We start from the raw sequence: 15,331 nt of genomic DNA, 5'->3' as shown, positions 1-15,331 counted from the left end.
CATCATAACTACATGACCATGATTCCGACATTGACGACTGAACGACTTCTGCTCCGCGGCCACAGGCTGGACGATTTCGACGAATTCACAGCCATCTGGAAACAAAAGGACCTTGTCCGCTTTATCGGCGGTGAGTCGCCCACGCGCGAGCAGGTCTGGGCGCGCCTGCTGCGCTATGCCGGCATGTGGCATCATCTCGGCTTCGGTTTCTTTGCCGTAGAGGAGCGCGAAAGCGGCAGGCTCATCGGCGAGGTCGGCTTTCTCGATCTGCATCGCGATATGAGCCCGACGACGGAAGGCACGCTGGAAGCGGGCTGGAGCATCACGCCGCCGATGCAGGGCAAGGGCTATGCCACGGAAGCCGTGAGCGCGGCGATTGCATGGGCGGACAAACAGTTCGCAGGCCGGCGCATGACTTGCATCGTCGACCTGGAAAATGCGCCGTCCCTGCGCATCGCGGAAAAGGTCGGCTTCCGCCGGATCGGCGAAGTGAACTACAAGGACAAGCTCAACGCCATGTTCGAGCGATAGATGCGAAACCGATCGCCACTCCAGAAAGTGTAACGAAGATGGCTTCGCAGGAGCTCTTCTCGATTAAGGCCTACGAGCCGGCCGATGCGCAAGCCACGATCGAGATTTTCCTCCGAGCCGTTCGCGAGGTTGCGTCGAAGGACTACAATCCGGCGCAAATCGCTGCATGGGCGAAAGTCGATGACATCGACGTCTGGGCGCAATGGCGCGCGAGCCGACCGACCTGGCTTGTAATGAACGGCTCGGTGGCAATCGGCTTTGCCGATCTGAAGGCGGACGGTTGCCTCGACATGATGTTCGTCCACCCCGATCATCAGGGCAAGGGTGTTGCCAGCCTGCTGCTAACAACGGTGGAAGCAGCTGCCCGCAATCAGGAGCTTCCGCGAATTTTCACGGAAGCCAGCCTGACTGCTCGCCCCTTCTTCGAGCGACGCGGCTTTGTCGTGGTGGCTGCGCAGCAGGTGGAAAAGCGTGGGCAGACGCTGGCGAACTTTCGCATGGAAAAGACGCTTGCACGAAACGGCTGATCGCCTTGCAGGTCGATCGACTGAATCTGCTTGCGCTCGCAACGCGCCGAGAAGGGGCATTCATGGGCACCCCTACTCCGCTACTGCGTGACGTTCACCCTTCACGAGCGACCGGAAATTCAGCCAGCCGAGCGGCATAGCGCGCCATGGTATCGACTTCGAAATTGACGAAATCCCCCGCTTTGCGCTCGCCCCAGGTGGTGACTTCCAAGGTGTGGCGGATCAGCAGCACGTCGAAGTCGGTGCCGTCGACGGCGTTGACCGTGAGCGACGTGCCGTCGAGCGCAATAGACCCCTTGGGCGCGACGAACTTGGCAAGATGCGCCGGCGCGCGCAGGCGATAGCGGGTCGCATCGCCTTCCGCCGTCACGGAGAGAATTTCCGCCTTGCCGTCGACATGGCCGGAAACGATGTGGCCGCCGAGTTCGTCGCCGATCTTCAGCGAGCGCTCGAGATTGATCTTGGCTCCGGCTTCCCAGGTGCCGATGGTGGTCAGCCGCAGGGCTTCCTCCCAGGCTTCTACCTCGAACCAGCGTCCATTGCTGCCCTCCTGCGGCAATCCGGTGACCGTGAGGCAGACGCCGGCATGGGAAATCGAGGCGCCCATGTCGATCGTGGTTGGATCGTATTTGGTAGCAACGCGCAGCTTGATGCCTTCCTTGAGCGGAGAAACGGATTCGACCGTGCCGACATCGGTGACAATTCCGGTAAACATCAAAAACCTCTTTCGTATTCGTCGCAGCGATCGTCGCCGAACTGGCTCTCGCTGATATGCATGAAACTGGGTGGGATATTGGATTTGACGATAGGCGATTCAATACCGCCTTCGCCGATATCGGCCGGCCCCTGGAACAGCAGGATGCGGTCGACCAGATCAGCATCGAGGAAATGTCGCGCAGTCTTCGCCCCCCCCTCGACCAGCAGGGAGGAAATCCCCCGCGTGCCCAATGCTTCCAGCAACTCTCCCGGCTCGCCCGAATTAGACTGCAACACCTCGACGCCGGCGGCATCGAGAGCGGCACGGCGGCCTAAAAAGGCGCTGTCGGTATTCTCGTCGAAGGGTGGCGGATGGCCGGCAACGGCGATGACCGGATATTGCCGCGCCGTCCTCACCAACTTGCTGCCGAGCGGAAGCTGAAGGTCTTCATCGATGACGACGCGCAACGGCGAGCGGTCCTCAAGGCCGGGAAGCCGACAGGTCAATTCCGGATCGTCCGCTATCGCCGTGCCGATGCCGACGAGAATGGCGTCGCTTTCGGCACGCAGCATCTGCACCTGGGCGCGAGCGATATCGCCGGTGATGCGCACCTGCCCCTCGCCTGTCCTGCCGATCATTCCATCGGCGGAAATAGCAAGCTTCAGAGTTACATAGGGCCTGTTTCTCGTCTGGCGCATGAGGTATCCTGCCAGAGACCGCCTGCCCTCTTCCTCCAGAATGCCTGTATCGACTTCAATGCCGGCGTCGCGCAGCATCTTGATGCCGCGCCCGGAAACGCGCTGATCAGGATCCGTGACGCTGATCACGACGCGCGCGACGCCATAGGCGATCAGCGCCTCGGCGCAGGGCGGCGTCTTGCCATAATGCGAGCAGGGTTCGAGCGTCACATAGGCCGTGGCGCCCCTCGCCAACTCGCCCGCCTCGGCCAGAGCCTGGGGCTCCGCATGGGGGCGGCCACCGACGGCCGTGACGCCACGGCCAATGACCACGTCGTCTTTGACGACAAGGCAGCCGACGGATGGGTTGGTGGAGGTCAGCCCGAGATGCGTGCGCGACAGGCGGATTGCCGCAGCCATGAAACGCTCGTCCTCGGACCGCTGCGTCATGGTCAAGGATCCAGCGGATCGCGGGCGATCTTGGCGTTGATCTCGTTGATCACATGCTCGAAATCCTCGGCATGCGAAAAATCGCGATAGACCGAGGCATAGCGCACGAAGGCGACGTCATCGAGGGTCTTCAGCGCCTCCAGCACCTGGAGGCCGATCTGTTCCGAGCTGATTTCCGTCTCACCGGAGCTTTCGAGGCGGCGAACGATGCCGGAAACGGCGCGTTCGATACGGTCACGGTCGACCGGACGCTTGCGCAGGGCGATCTCGAAGGATCGCACCAGCTTGTCGCGATCGAAGAGCACCTTGCGGCCGGTCTTCTTGATGACCATCAGCTCGCGAAGCTGCACGCGCTCGAACGTGGTGAAACGGCCGCCGCAATCGGGACAGATCCGCCGCCGGCGGATGGAGGTATTATCCTCCGCCGGGCGCGAATCCTTGACCTGGGTATCTTCCGTACCGCAATAGGGGCAGCGCATCCGCCCTCCTCAGCCCATATAGCCGTACATCGGGAAGCGGTCCGTGAGCTTGACCACCTTCTCGCGCACAGCGGCCTCGACGGCAGCATTGCCCTCATCGGAATTGGCGACCTTGAGACCATCGAGCACTTCGATGATCAGATTGCCGATTTCGCGGAATTCGGCTTCCTTGAAACCGCGCGTCGTGCCGGCCGGGGTGCCGAGACGGACGCCGGAGGTGACGAAAGGCTTTTCCGGATCGAATGGAATGCCGTTCTTGTTGCAGGTGACGTAGGCGCGGCCAAGAGCGGCCTCGGCGCGCTTGCCGGTGGCATTCTTCTTGCGCAGGTCGACCAGCATCAAGTGGTTGTCGGTGCCGCCGGAGACGACGTCGACGCCGCCGGAGATCAGCGTTTCGGCCAGCGCCTTGGCGTTCTTGACGATCTGCGCGGCATAATCCTGGAATTCCGGCTGCAGCGCTTCGCCGAGCGCCACGGCCTTGGCGGCGATGACATGCATCAGCGGGCCACCCTGCAGGCCGGGGAAGACTGCCGAATTGAACTTCTTGGCCAGATCCTCGTCATTGGTGAGGATCATGCCGCCGCGCGGGCCGCGAAGCGACTTGTGGGTCGTGGTCGTCGCAACGTGGCAATGCGGGAATGGCGACGGATGTTGGCCACCGGCGACGAGGCCCGCGATATGGGCCATGTCGACCATCAGGTAGGCGCCGACGCTGTCGGCGATCTCGCGGAAGCGCTTCCAGTCCCAGATGCGGGAATAGGCGGTGCCGCCGGCGATGATCAGCTTCGGTCTGGTTTCCTCGGCCTTGCGTTGAACCGCCTCCATGTCGAGCAGGTTATCGCCTTCGCGCACGCCGTAGGAAACGACGTTGAACCACTTGCCGGACATGTTGACCGGCGAACCATGCGTCAGATGACCGCCCGAATTGAGATCGAGACCCATGAAGGTGTCGCCGGGCTGCAGCAGCGCCAGGAACACGGCCTGGTTCATCTGCGAGCCGGAATTCGGCTGGACGTTGGCGAAATTGACGCCGAACAGCTTCTTGGCGCGCTCGATGGCAAGCTCTTCGGCGATATCGACGAACTGGCAGCCGCCATAATAGCGCTTGCCCGGATAGCCTTCGGCATATTTGTTCGTCATGATCGAGCCCTGCGCTTCCAGCACGGCGCGGGAAACGATGTTTTCCGAGGCGATCAGTTCGATCTCATGCCGCTGGCGACCCAATTCCTTGCCGATCGCGCCAAAGATTTCCGGATCGGTATCGGCAAGCGAGCGATTGAAGAAAGGTTCGGTGAACGGATTGGTCATCGTGAAAGCTCCTGAACGGGCCGGAACGGCAATGCAATTGGTATTAGCGTCAGGGTCGCGCGAGGGCAATACGATCAGCGACATTTGCTGGGCATTCTACGCTGAGGGGTGCCAGCCAATGAAAAAGCCGCATCCAGGGACGCGGCTTCGATCTCAATTGCGGTTGGAAGCCGATTATTGAACCGGCTGCTCCATGCCCTGGGTCGTTTCGAGCGCGAGCTCGGAATTGCCGTCGAGATTATAGATATCGTCGCGGAACTGGACGATACCGTCGGCAGCGCTCCACGCGGAGATATAGACGAAATAAACCGGCACTTCCGTCGCAAGCGTAATCGGCGTGTTGACGCGGGTGGAGATGACCTGCTCGATGTGCTGGCGCGGCCAGCCGGGCGTTTCGGTCAGCAGCCAGGTCGCCAGGTCGCGCACGTTCTGAACGCGCACACAGCCCGAGCTATCGAAACGCATCAGCTTGTTGAACAGGCCCTGCTCCGGCGTGTCGTGCATATATTCGTTGTTGGGGTTATGGAAGTTGATCTTCGTGGACGCCATGGCGTTGGTCTTGCCCGGGTCCTGACGGAACATCAGGTCCGGAGCCTTGTCCGAATTCCAGTCGATCGTCTCAGGCGCAACTTCCTGGCCCTTGCCGTCGAGAAGGCGGATATTGCTCCTCGTCAGGTAGGTCGGATCCTTCCGCATCAGCGGCATGATGTCCTTGATGATGATGGAGCGCGGCGCCGTCCAATAGGGGTTGAGGATGACCTCGTAGATCTTTGAATTGATGATGTGCGTCGGGCGCGATTCCCGGCCGACGATGGCTTCGTGACGCAGCGCCACCTGGCCATCCTGCACGGCTTCGACACGGGTTGCCGGGATGTTGACCATGACATGACGGCGACCGAGATCGGACGGGAACGTCTGGAGGCGAACGAGGTTGGTATTCAGCTGCTGCAGGCGGACATTGGCCGAGATGTTCATCGCCTTCAGCGTGAAATCGCCGAGGACGCCATCCGGCGGAAGACCGTGGCGGGCCTGGAAACGCTTGACGGCGCCGTCGACGTAGGAATCGAAGGATGAGGAAATACCCGCCTCGCGCGGCAAGTCTCCCGTGACCATCAGATGCTGGCGCAGCGACTGCACGGCGGGATCGGTGACGCCGAGCTGCATGGACTGCTGGCTCGTCGGATTGATCTGCGGCCAGCCGCCATTGGCAACGATGCTCTGATACCGGGCAATCGCCTGCTGGATGTTCGGTACGGAATCAGGGCCGAGGATTGGCGTGTTCGACTGGACGGCGGCTGCCGTGCGTGCCGCAGCCTTGGCGTCGAACTGGTCGTCCCAATTGCCGCGAGAACGGTCGTTGATCAGCGCCTCCAGCGGAGTCGCGTTTTGCGCAAGGGCCGGCGCAGCCAATGCGGCAGCGCCAAAAGTTACGGCCGACCGCAGGAAAGAGCGGCGCGAAAAGGGTTCAATTCCGTTTTTCTTCGACATATCCCAACCGTTCAGCGCTGCGATCCAATTATGCGCAGCCTAGAGAGGAAGCAGTAAATAGCGCGGCTTGCGCCAAGTAACGCAGCTCAGTATCGATCCGTTCCCGTAAAGCACCATCAAAAACTTCGCCACGAACTATCACAATATTGCGAAGCGAAGGCACAGGAAGATCGAGATTTGAGAACGCCGCTTGCCGTCGGTTTCCGCTGTCATAGCAATATGGCCAATTCGTGTCGCCCGGCATGAAACTTGCCTTGCCGTGCTGCCGCGACAGAAGAGTCATATTGCAATTGCTAAAATACCACAGTTATCCGCGGTTCATAACCTGTCCTGACCTGCCGTCAATGGTACAACCGCTTTGCACGGCACATGTAACAGAAGCTGAAGAGCGGTCGTGGCAAAAAGCGCACAATTAGGGGCCTACGACGCGTTCAAGCTGGACACGCAGGGAACGTGTCCGGCTTGTTTTACTGGAAGGGTCTTACGGTTGATCCGTCGCCGTTACTTACAGGCGGTACATGATCGAGTCGTTCCAGAAGCGGTCGAGGCGCTGCAGGAGCTTGTTCATCTGGGTGAATTCGTCGGTGCCGATGCCGCCGACCTTGTCGATCGAGCCGATATGGCGCTCATAGAGCTTCGCAACGGTTTCGGCGATGTCCTGGCCCGTTTCCGTCAGGCTGATGCGGACCGAGCGACGGTCGATGCGCGAGCGCTGATGGTTGATGAAGCCGAGATCGACCAGCTTCTTGACGTTGTAGGAAACGTTGGAGCCGAGGTAGAAACCGCGGGAGCGCAGTTCGCCGGCCGTCAGTTCGGAATTGCCGATGTTGAAGAGGAGCAGCGCCTGGACGGCATTGACGTCGTCGCGACCCTGGCGGTCGAACTCGTCCTTGATCACATCGAGGAGACGACGGTGAAGGCGCTCCACCAGGTGAAGGGATTCCATGTACAGGCCCCGGATGTCATCAACCTGCTGATCCCGAGCATTCGAAACTGCCTGCGGCTTGATTTTCGTGTTCATCATGACTTGGCCTCACTCTGTTTTGTTTGGCGGTGTCGTTTTCTTCCCGCCTTGAGTGAGACCCTATCGAATACACATAAAATTCTACTTAAACTGCAGGCTTAACAGCATCTTACCGCGAAGTCTTGGTGTCTCAAGGTAAATCAACCATTACCTGCTGCTGCCGGCGACGCCGCTTCTCCTGCCACAAAAGGATGCGGAACAGGCAATAAAGCACGGCCACGCAGGCATGCAAGATCATGATCAGCGGATTGGATCCGAATATCTCCGGCCAGACGCCATACATCAATCCCTGGCCGCCCGCGGCCAGCACCCAGATGACCGGACCCCAGGATACCGTCAGCCACAATCCGAGTGCCGCAACGGGGAAGACGACGGCAAGCCCGGCGCTGGCGACCTTCCACGGCAGATCGAGCAGATCGAAGCGCGCATGGCCACCAAGCGAATAGCCGACCAGCATCGCCCAATATTGCAGGCCGAGCCAGAAGCACGCGATCGCAATCAGCCGCAGGAACAGCACGAACAGAATGTCCGTCAGCGAATTCTTGGGTACGGTCGAAGAATCAGGTTCCATGCGCGAACAATACGTAGGAGGCACTCGCCTCGCCAGAGCGATCTTGGCTGCGGCCTTTCGCCGGGTTTTGAATCCTGGGGACAGCGTGATAGGTACGCTGCCTATACAATAAGGCCATAGATAGACGAAGAAGGACGGCGGCACCATGGAGAACAAGACGCACCTCGTTGATGAGATTACCGGGCATCGGCGCATGCGGCGCAACCGCAAGGCCGACTGGACCCGCCGCCTGGTGCAGGAAAACAGGCTCGCCGTCGACGATCTGATCTGGCCGATCTTTCTCATCCCCGGCACCGGCATCGTGGAGCCGATCCCCGCCATGCCAGGCGTCAATCGCATGAGTGTGGACAAGGCGGTGGAGGCGGCAAAGGAGGCGGCCGATCTCGGCATTCCAGCGCTCGCCACCTTCCCGAACATCGAGATGGAACTGCGCGACGAAACAGGCTCGAACAGCCTCGAGAAGAACAATCTCATCAATCTTGCCAGCGCGGCGATCAAGAAGGCGGTGCCGAACATCGGCGTCATCACCGATGTCGCCCTCGACCCCTTCACAAGCCATGGCCATGACGGCATCCTGCGCGGCAACGAGATCGTCAACGACGAGACGGTCGAGCAGGTCGCGCGCGCGGCCGTCTATCAGGCGGATGCCGGCGCCGACATCATCGCGCCTTCGGAGATGATGGACGGGCGCATCGGCGCGATCCGCCAGGCTCTTGACGCCGCCGGCCATCAGAGCGTCGGCATCATGAGCTATGCAACAAAGTTCACCTCGGCCTTCTACGGCCCCTACCGCGAGGCGATCTCGACTGGCGGCCTGCTGAAGGGCGACAAGAAGACCTATTATATCGACCCGGCAAACGGCACCGAAGCCGTGCGGGACGCGGCACTCGACGTCGAGGAAGGCGCCGACATGCTGATGGTCAAGCCGGGCCTGCCCTATCTCGACATCTGTTGGCGGCTGAAGGAGGCATTCGGCCTTCCGACCTTCGCCTATCAGGTCTCCGGCGAATACGCGATGATCAAGGCGGCCGCCGCCAACGGCTGGATCGACGGCGACAAGGTGATGCTGGAAACCCTCCTCGCCTTCAAGCGTGCGGGCTGCGACGGCATCCTCACCTATTTCGCAATGGATGTGGCGAGGCACCTGGCAAAGAAATAGTTTCCAGCCATACGCCTGCCGCATGCTTATTGTATTTGCCGGACCTCATACCATATGTTCGGCAAATGTTTCTCTACTGCGCCGCGCGTCCTGGCGGACGCGCAAAGGTCGCGGTAGATTCTTTAATCTGCGCATAAGCCTTTCCTTAAATCTGGACGATCGAAGGAGTTATGCGCGAAGGAGGAAAAGTGATGAGCCTGAACCCTAGCCCGCTTTATGCAGCACCGGACGACTGGCGCGCCTATAGTGGCGTGCTGAGCCGGCGCATCTTCGCCTTCATCGTCGACTATGTCATCGTCGCTCTGCTCTGCATCCCGGCGGCCGTGGTGCTGTTCTTCGTGTCGATCCTGACGTTTGGGCTCGGTTTCTTCCTTTATCCGGCGCTCTTCATCATCGTTGCCGGCCTCTATTTCGGCTGGACGCTTGGTGGGCCTTATCAGGCTTCACTCGGCATGCGCGCGATGGGCCTGACGATGGTGCGCGTCGATGGCCGGCGGATGGATTTCCTGACCGCGATCGTCCATCTGGCGCTGTTCTGGATACTCAATTCCGTCCTGACGCCGCTTATTCTGCTGGCGGGCCTCTTCACCGATCGCAGCCGCCTGGTGCACGACCTGTTGCTCGGCACGGTCATCGCCCGTACGGCATAAAACGGGGCGCCAGCCGCAACATAGGATTCGATCCCTGCGGAGCCTGTTGGCCCGCAGAAACACGCTTTTACGCATGGTCAATTAGGAAACTGTGTTCTTTACCAAAGGACGTAGTTGACGTTTTCTAAACTTGGGCCATGCTTGTAAAAAACCGGTGCCGGCAAAAGGGGCAATCAACGGCAGATGAATACGCAGTCGACGCCATCTCCGCAGTTTTACCTGACGGCACCCGCTGCCTGTCCGTATTTGCCGCACGAGATGGAACGCAAGGTCTTCACGCACCTTGTCGGCCCGCGCGCTGCCGAGATGAACGATATTCTGACCCAAGGCGGCTTCCGCCGTTCCCAGAACATCGCCTATCGCCCCGCCTGCGAAGCCTGCCGGGCCTGCATATCGGTGCGCATTCTCGCCCAGGAATTCGAAGCCAGCCGCTCGATGAAGCGGGTGCTGTCCACGAATAGCGACGTCATCGCCACCGAATTTCCGGCACAGCCCTCGAGCGAGCAATATTCCCTCTTCCGCCGTTATCTCGACTATCGCCATCAGCAGGGCGGCATGTCGGACATGACCGTGCTGGACTATGCCATCATGGTCGAGGACACGCACGTCAACACCCGCATCATCGAATATCGCCGGCGCGAAGAAGGCTCGGGCCTGGAGCAACGCCCGAAAGGCGAGCTATTGGCGGCGGCGTTGACCGACGTGATGAGCGACGGGCTGTCGATGGTCTATTCCTACTTCAATCCCGATCACGACCAGCGGTCGCTCGGGACCTTCATGATCCTCGATCATATCAAGCGGGCGAAGGCGCTCGGGCTGCCGCATGTCTATCTCGGCTATTGGGTCAAGGGCTCCCGCAAGATGGACTACAAGACACGTTTCCAACCGCAGGAACATCTGACGCCGCGCGGCTGGGAGCGTTTCGATCCTGCCACGAACGCCGACGACGGCAGCATCCGCTGAATGTTCTCCAATCTCTCCGATCACAGGAAGGGCCTGTTGCTGACCACGTTCGGCGGTTTGGCCTTGTCGATGGACATACCGTTGATCCGCCTTTCCAGTGGTGACGTGTGGTCGGTGCTGTCAGCACGCAGCCTGGCGACGATCGTCGTGGCACTGACCGTCCTTGTGATCATCCGACGCGTTACCGGCTCGTTGCGAAGTGTGCTGCCGGGCTGGCTCGGGCTTCCCGTCGGCCTCTTCTACGGCCTGACGACCATCACCTTTCTTCTCGCCGTCTATTACACGACGGCGGCGAATGTCGTGTTCATCATCGCGCTCAATCCGATGTTCACGGCGCTTCTTTCGTGGATCTTCCTCAAGGAGCGCCCGGCCCTTTCGACTTTCGTCACCATGGCCGTCATGCTCCTGGGCGTCGGCCTGATCGTCGGAGACGGCATGGAGGGCGGTCATCTGCTGGGCGATGCGCTTTCCGTGCTGGCGTCTTTCTCCATCGCCTGCGCCATTACCATCGGCCGCGCCTCGCGGCGCGATATGGGCTTCGCATCGCTGCTATCGGCTGTCATTCCGGCCGCAGCCGGGCTTTATCATCTCGTTCCCTCAGGCTTTTCCATCGACCAACCCGGCTGGATTCTTCTCGACGGCGCAGTGCTGATGCCCCTCTCCTTCTGGTGCCTTGCGACAGGCACGCGCTTTCTTTCAGCGCCGGAAGTAGCGATGTTCTATCTGCTGGAAACGATCCTGGCGCCGATCTGGGTCTGGCTGATCTTTGCCGAAGCGCCGACCAACATGGCTCTGGCCGGCGGGGCCATACTGATCCTCGCGCTCGGCGCCCATTCGCTTTGGCAGGCGCGGGTCAGGACCCGAGCGGCGATCGCCGGATGATGCGCTCAGGTTGATATCCCCCGCTGCCCACCTCTACAGTTTCGTCGTTGCGGTGGCCGCCGGAGAGATTGATGAAGAAGGCGCGACGCGTTTCCTACGTGACGTCTGCATCCCCTATACCGATTGATCCCTGACGCACCACCCGGCCCTTCGCTAGGGCTCAAGGCGTTCGTCGCTGCAATCGACCCACCGGGTCGATTGCTCGGGCTTCGCCCGATCGCTACTCACCCTGAAAATTTACCGCTTCTGGGGAAGCCCTTCGGTACGGCCCTGCCGGCGCCGGCGCGATCGCCCAGCCATTCCGCCAGCTCGTCCCTGGTCTTGGTGAAGGTCCGGCCGGCACTGTCTTCCCATGTCAGCCCGTCCGCAATGGCAAAGCACCTGATGTCAGCGACGCCGCCATCCTTGTAGCGCTGCAGACGCACGCCCTTGCCGCGCGACATTTCCGGCAACTGCGACAGCGGGAAGATGACCATCTTGCGGTTCTCGCCGACCACGGCGGCGTGATCACCGGAGATCGAAACCAGAAGCTTCGTCTCGTCCGGGTAGGACACGTTCATGATCTGCTTTCCCTTGCGGGTATTGGCGACCAGTTCCGCCTCGGGCACGATGAAGCCGTTGCCTGAGGTCGAGGCGATCAGTTGCTTGCGCTGCGGCTCGTGGACGAAGGCCGTCAGCACGTCCTGATCGTTCTCCATGTCGACCATGATGCGCAGCGGCTCGCCATGGCCGCGGCCGCCCGGCAGCTTGTCACCGCCGAGCGTATAGGCCTTGCCGCCCGTCGTGATGATCAGGATCTTATCCGTCGTCTGCGCCGGGAAGGCAACCTTCAGCCCATCGCCCTCCTTGAAAGTGAGCGACGACGTATCGGAAATGTGGCCCTTCAGGGCGCGGATCCAGCCCTTTTCCGAGACGACGACGGTGATCGGTTCTTTCTCGATCATCGCCTGCTGGATCGCGGCGTCGTCGGCCTCGGGCGCCTCAGCGAACTGCGTGCGGCGACGACCGATCTCGGTTGCCTTGGCGAATTTCTTCTTCACTTCGCCGATCTCCCAGGCGACCGTCTGCCACTGCTTCTCTTCCGAGGCGAGCAGCGATTCTATATCGGTCTTTTCCTTGGTCAGGCCGTCGAACTCCTTGCGGATCTCGAATTCTTCCAGCTTGCGCAGGGAGCGCAGCCGCATGTTGAGGATCGCCTCGACCTGATTGTCCGTGAGCCCGAACCGCTCCATCATCACAGGCTTCGGCTCATCCTCCTCGCGGATGATGGCGATGACCTCGTCGATGTTGAGGTAGGCGATCAGGAAGCCGCCGAGGATTTCGAGCCGCTTTTCGATGGCGGCGAGCCGGAAGCGCGACCGACGCAGCAATACCTCGCGGCGATGGTCGAGCCACTCCTTCAGCACCTCGTTCAGCGCCATGACCTTCGGGATGCGGCCCATGGACAGGACGTTCATGTTGAGCGGGAAGCGGCTCTCCAGCTCCGTCAGCTTGAACATCGATTCCATCAGGATCGTCGCATCGACGGTGCGGCTCTTCGGTATCAGGACGACGCGGATGTCCTCGGCGGATTCATCGCGAATGTCTTCCAGAAGCGGCAGCTTGCGTGCCAGCAGCAGCTCGGCGATCTTCTCGATCAGCCGTGACTTCTGCACCTGGAACGGAATTTCCGTAACGACAATCTGGTAGCCACCGCGGCCGAGATCCTCGATCTCCCATTTGGCGCGGACGCGAAATCCCCCGCGGCCCGTCCTGTAGCTTTCGATGATGCTCCGGCGATCGTCGATAATGATGCCGCCCGTCGGAAAGTCCGGGCCGGGAATATACAGCTCCACCAGTTTCTCGACGGTGGCTTCGCGGTCCTTGATCAGATGTAATGCCGCGTCGCAAAGCTCATGGGCGTTGTGCGACGGAATGGAGGTCGCCATGCCGACGGCGATGCCGGAAGAGCCGTTGGCGAGCAGATTGGGGAAAGCACCCGGCAGAACGACGGGTTCGGAATTCGACTCGTCGTAGGTATCGCGGAAATCGACCGCATCCTGGTCGATGCCTTCGAGCAACAGCTCGGACACCGCCGTCATCTTGGATTCGGTGTAGCGCATCGCGGCCGGGCTATCGCCGTCGATATTGCCGAAATTGCCCTGGCCGTTGACCAGCGTATAGCGCTGCGAGAAATCCTGCGCCAGACGGGCCAACGCGTCATAGATCGATTGGTCGCCATGCGGGTGATAGTTACCCATCACCTCGCCGACGATCTTGGCGCATTTGCGGAAGGCCGAATTGGGACGCAATCCCATTTCGCTCATCGCATAGACGATGCGGCGGTGCACCGGCTTCAGGCCGTCGCGCACGTCCGGAAGTGCGCGGTGCATGATCGTCGACAAGGCATAGGCCAGGTAGCGCTCTTCGAGCGCGGCCTTCAGGTCGACCGGAAGGATGCTGTCGTCATCGCCGCCACCAGGCGGTAAAAGATTTTGTCCCATGATCCTTGACTATCGAAAATACCGATTCCCGGCAAGAAATCCGCTGAAAGCACCTGTGGATGAAGCCGTTCAACGCGGGTTGCGATGCCGAAACAGACATATTTTTGCTGCACTTGCTCGCAACCTCATTGTCATTGGAATTTTGGAAAAAGATCAATATAAAACACCGCGGTACACGCTCAATCTGTACGCCCCGCCTACAACACCACCGGCTTAAAGAGGAAACGCCATCATGACTTTCTATCGGACAACGCGGCTGATGCTGTGCAGCGCCGCAATCTTGTCTATCGCCAGCTCGGCCTTTGCGCTTGATGGCAACGACCTCCTGAAGAAGATCAACGATGTCTACGGACAGCAAGGCGGCTCGATTGCCGCTAATGGCGTCGACATCGACGGCACCACCGTGACGCTGAAAGGTGCCAGCTTCAAGGCAGCCGGGATGCAGGACAGCATTCCGCTGGGCGACATCACCATGAGCGACGTTGAGGAAGAAGACGGCGGCTACACGATCGGCGAAGTCGCCTTTCCGGATGTTGATATCGATAAGGACGGTGTCGCCATCGCCGCCGCCGATCTCACACTGAGCGGTGTCGAAGTACCGGCCGACGCAACCAAGGGCGATCTCGGCTCGCTGCTGTTCTACAAGAGTGCGCATGCCGGCACCTTGTCCGTCACCAAGGACGGCGCCGAGGTGTTCTCGATCGAGAACGCCGACGCGACGATGACCAAGCGCGACGACAAGTCGGGCCTCGACTTCGATGCGAAGATCAACGGCGTCAAGGCCGACCTCAGCAAGGTCGACGACCCGAAGGCCAAGGATGCGATCGCCGCGCTCAACCTGCAGGAGATCAATGGCGCGATCGCCATGAAGGGCAGCTGGGCGATCGGGCCAGGCACGATCGACATCACCGAATATTCCTTCGATTTCAAGGATATCGGCAAGCTCAACCTGGCCTTCAGCATTTCCGGCTATACACCTGCCTTCGCCAAGTCGATGCAGGATGCGCTGAAGACGGTACGTGCCAATCCGAACCAGCAGGAAGCACAGCAGTCGGCCGGTCTCGCCATGCTGGGCCTTCTCCAGCAGCTGACCTTCAACAGCGCCCAGATCCGCTTCGACGACGCGTCGATCACCGCTCGCGCACTCGATTTCGCCGGCAAGCAGCAGGGCGTCACCGGCAAGCAGCTGGCCGATACGCTGAAGGCGATGACGCCGATCATGATGGCGCAGCTCAACGTTCCGGAACTGCAGAACGCCGTGTCTACGGCTGTCAGCGCCTATCTCGACAATCCGAAGAGCCTGACGGTTACCGCCGCTCCGGGCAAGCCGGTTCCGGTGCCGATGATCATCGGTGCCGCCATGGGCGCCCCGCAGTCGATCCCGCAGGTCATCGGCCTCAAGGTTTCGTCGAACGATTGATCGGCCTTTCATCTGGCAATTC

16 protein-coding genes and 1 pseudogene are annotated in these 15,331 nt (G+C 60.5%); 9 read left to right on the top strand and 8 right to left on the bottom strand.

Annotated features, from left to right (window positions below; all coding sequences use genetic code 11):
• Positions 1 to 12: 12 nt before the first annotated feature.
• Both AB8B29_RS04275 and AB8B29_RS04270 read left to right on the top strand, forming a co-directional pair.
• On the top strand, positions 13 to 531 hold the full coding sequence (locus AB8B29_RS04275; RefSeq protein WP_037194103.1) for a GNAT family N-acetyltransferase: 519 nt from the start codon (positions 13 to 15) through the stop codon (positions 529 to 531).
• Between the two features lie 38 nt (positions 532 to 569).
• Positions 570 to 1,058, top strand: a complete 489-nt coding sequence (locus tag AB8B29_RS04270) for a GNAT family N-acetyltransferase (protein ID WP_037194099.1) — start codon at positions 570 to 572, stop codon at positions 1,056 to 1,058.
• A 94-nt stretch (positions 1,059 to 1,152) separates the two neighbouring features.
• On the opposite strand, the gene AB8B29_RS04265 is transcribed toward AB8B29_RS04270, so the two are convergent.
• The 7 genes from AB8B29_RS04265 to AB8B29_RS04235 form a co-directional block, all read right to left on the bottom strand.
• The gene (locus AB8B29_RS04265) at positions 1,153 to 1,773 is read right to left on the bottom strand and encodes a riboflavin synthase (protein WP_037194097.1); all 621 of its coding nucleotides are present in this window, start codon (positions 1,771 to 1,773) and stop codon (positions 1,153 to 1,155) included.
• Complete coding sequence (gene ribD, locus AB8B29_RS04260) at positions 1,773 to 2,882, bottom strand: bifunctional diaminohydroxyphosphoribosylaminopyrimidine deaminase/5-amino-6-(5-phosphoribosylamino)uracil reductase RibD (protein ID WP_047639198.1); 1,110 nt, start codon at positions 2,880 to 2,882, stop codon at positions 1,773 to 1,775. Before ribD ends, AB8B29_RS04265 begins: the two co-directional genes overlap by 1 nt.
• A 2-nt stretch (positions 2,883 to 2,884) precedes the next feature.
• A complete protein-coding gene (gene nrdR / locus AB8B29_RS04255) occupies positions 2,885 to 3,361 on the bottom strand; it encodes a transcriptional regulator NrdR (RefSeq protein WP_034487306.1) in 477 nt (158 codons plus the stop codon).
• 9 nt (positions 3,362 to 3,370) lie between these two features.
• Positions 3,371 to 4,669: a serine hydroxymethyltransferase gene (glyA, locus tag AB8B29_RS04250; protein WP_037194091.1), complete on the bottom strand. Its 1,299-nt coding sequence runs from the start codon at positions 4,667 to 4,669 to the stop codon at positions 3,371 to 3,373.
• Between the two features lie 174 nt (positions 4,670 to 4,843).
• A complete protein-coding gene (locus AB8B29_RS04245) occupies positions 4,844 to 6,157 on the bottom strand; it encodes a L,D-transpeptidase family protein (protein WP_047552963.1) in 1,314 nt (437 codons plus the stop codon).
• Positions 6,158 to 6,662: 505 nt separating this feature from the next.
• Positions 6,663 to 7,178: a transcriptional regulator LdtR gene (ldtR, locus tag AB8B29_RS04240; RefSeq protein ID WP_037194421.1), complete on the bottom strand. Its 516-nt coding sequence runs from the start codon at positions 7,176 to 7,178 to the stop codon at positions 6,663 to 6,665.
• Positions 7,179 to 7,311: 133 nt separating this feature from the next.
• A complete protein-coding gene (locus AB8B29_RS04235; protein WP_037194086.1) occupies positions 7,312 to 7,752 on the bottom strand; it encodes a DUF6163 family protein in 441 nt (146 codons plus the stop codon).
• 145 nt (positions 7,753 to 7,897) lie between these two features.
• Here AB8B29_RS04235 and hemB point away from each other — a divergent pair, with 145 nt between their 5' ends.
• The 5 genes and pseudogenes from hemB to AB8B29_RS04210 form a co-directional block, all read left to right on the top strand.
• The gene (hemB, locus tag AB8B29_RS04230; protein ID WP_047639197.1) at positions 7,898 to 8,911 is read left to right on the top strand and encodes a porphobilinogen synthase; all 1,014 of its coding nucleotides are present in this window, start codon (positions 7,898 to 7,900) and stop codon (positions 8,909 to 8,911) included.
• 191 nt (positions 8,912 to 9,102) lie between these two features.
• Positions 9,103 to 9,561, top strand: a complete 459-nt coding sequence (locus AB8B29_RS04225) for an RDD family protein (RefSeq protein WP_037194080.1) — start codon at positions 9,103 to 9,105, stop codon at positions 9,559 to 9,561.
• A 183-nt stretch (positions 9,562 to 9,744) separates the two neighbouring features.
• Positions 9,745 to 10,524 carry an arginyltransferase gene (locus AB8B29_RS04220; RefSeq protein ID WP_047639196.1) on the top strand — a complete coding sequence of 260 codons (780 nt, stop codon included), beginning with the start codon at positions 9,745 to 9,747 and terminating at the stop codon, positions 10,522 to 10,524.
• Positions 10,525 to 11,406 carry a DMT family transporter gene (locus tag AB8B29_RS04215; protein ID WP_047639195.1) on the top strand — a complete coding sequence of 294 codons (882 nt, stop codon included), beginning with the start codon at positions 10,525 to 10,527 and terminating at the stop codon, positions 11,404 to 11,406.
• A 25-nt stretch (positions 11,407 to 11,431) separates the two neighbouring features.
• Positions 11,432 to 11,533, top strand: a pseudogene (locus AB8B29_RS04210) (type II toxin-antitoxin system death-on-curing family toxin); the annotation flags it as partial.
• Positions 11,534 to 11,630: 97 nt separating this feature from the next.
• Here AB8B29_RS04210 and parC read toward each other — a convergent pair.
• Positions 11,631 to 13,889: a DNA topoisomerase IV subunit A gene (gene parC, locus AB8B29_RS04205; protein ID WP_047639194.1), complete on the bottom strand. Its 2,259-nt coding sequence runs from the start codon at positions 13,887 to 13,889 to the stop codon at positions 11,631 to 11,633.
• On the opposite strand from parC, the gene AB8B29_RS04200 reads away from it, so the two are divergent.
• Together AB8B29_RS04200 and AB8B29_RS04195 are read left to right on the top strand one after the other, a co-directional pair.
• On the top strand, positions 13,888 to 14,106 hold the full coding sequence (locus tag AB8B29_RS04200) for a hypothetical protein (protein WP_156151499.1): 219 nt from the start codon (positions 13,888 to 13,890) through the stop codon (positions 14,104 to 14,106). The genes parC and AB8B29_RS04200 overlap by 2 nt on opposite strands.
• 15 nt (positions 14,107 to 14,121) lie before the next feature.
• Positions 14,122 to 15,309: a hypothetical protein gene (locus tag AB8B29_RS04195; RefSeq protein ID WP_037194071.1), complete on the top strand. Its 1,188-nt coding sequence runs from the start codon at positions 14,122 to 14,124 to the stop codon at positions 15,307 to 15,309.
• Positions 15,310 to 15,331 lie beyond the last annotated feature (22 nt).

Origin of the sequence: Rhizobium sp. 11_C7_N12_5 (assembly GCF_051811145.1) — a bacterium.
Classification (GTDB): Bacteria; Pseudomonadota; Alphaproteobacteria; order Rhizobiales; family Rhizobiaceae; genus Rhizobium; species Rhizobium lusitanum.
The sequence above is the reverse complement of the archived record's forward strand: the minus strand, read 5'-3'. Positions and strand labels throughout refer to the sequence as shown.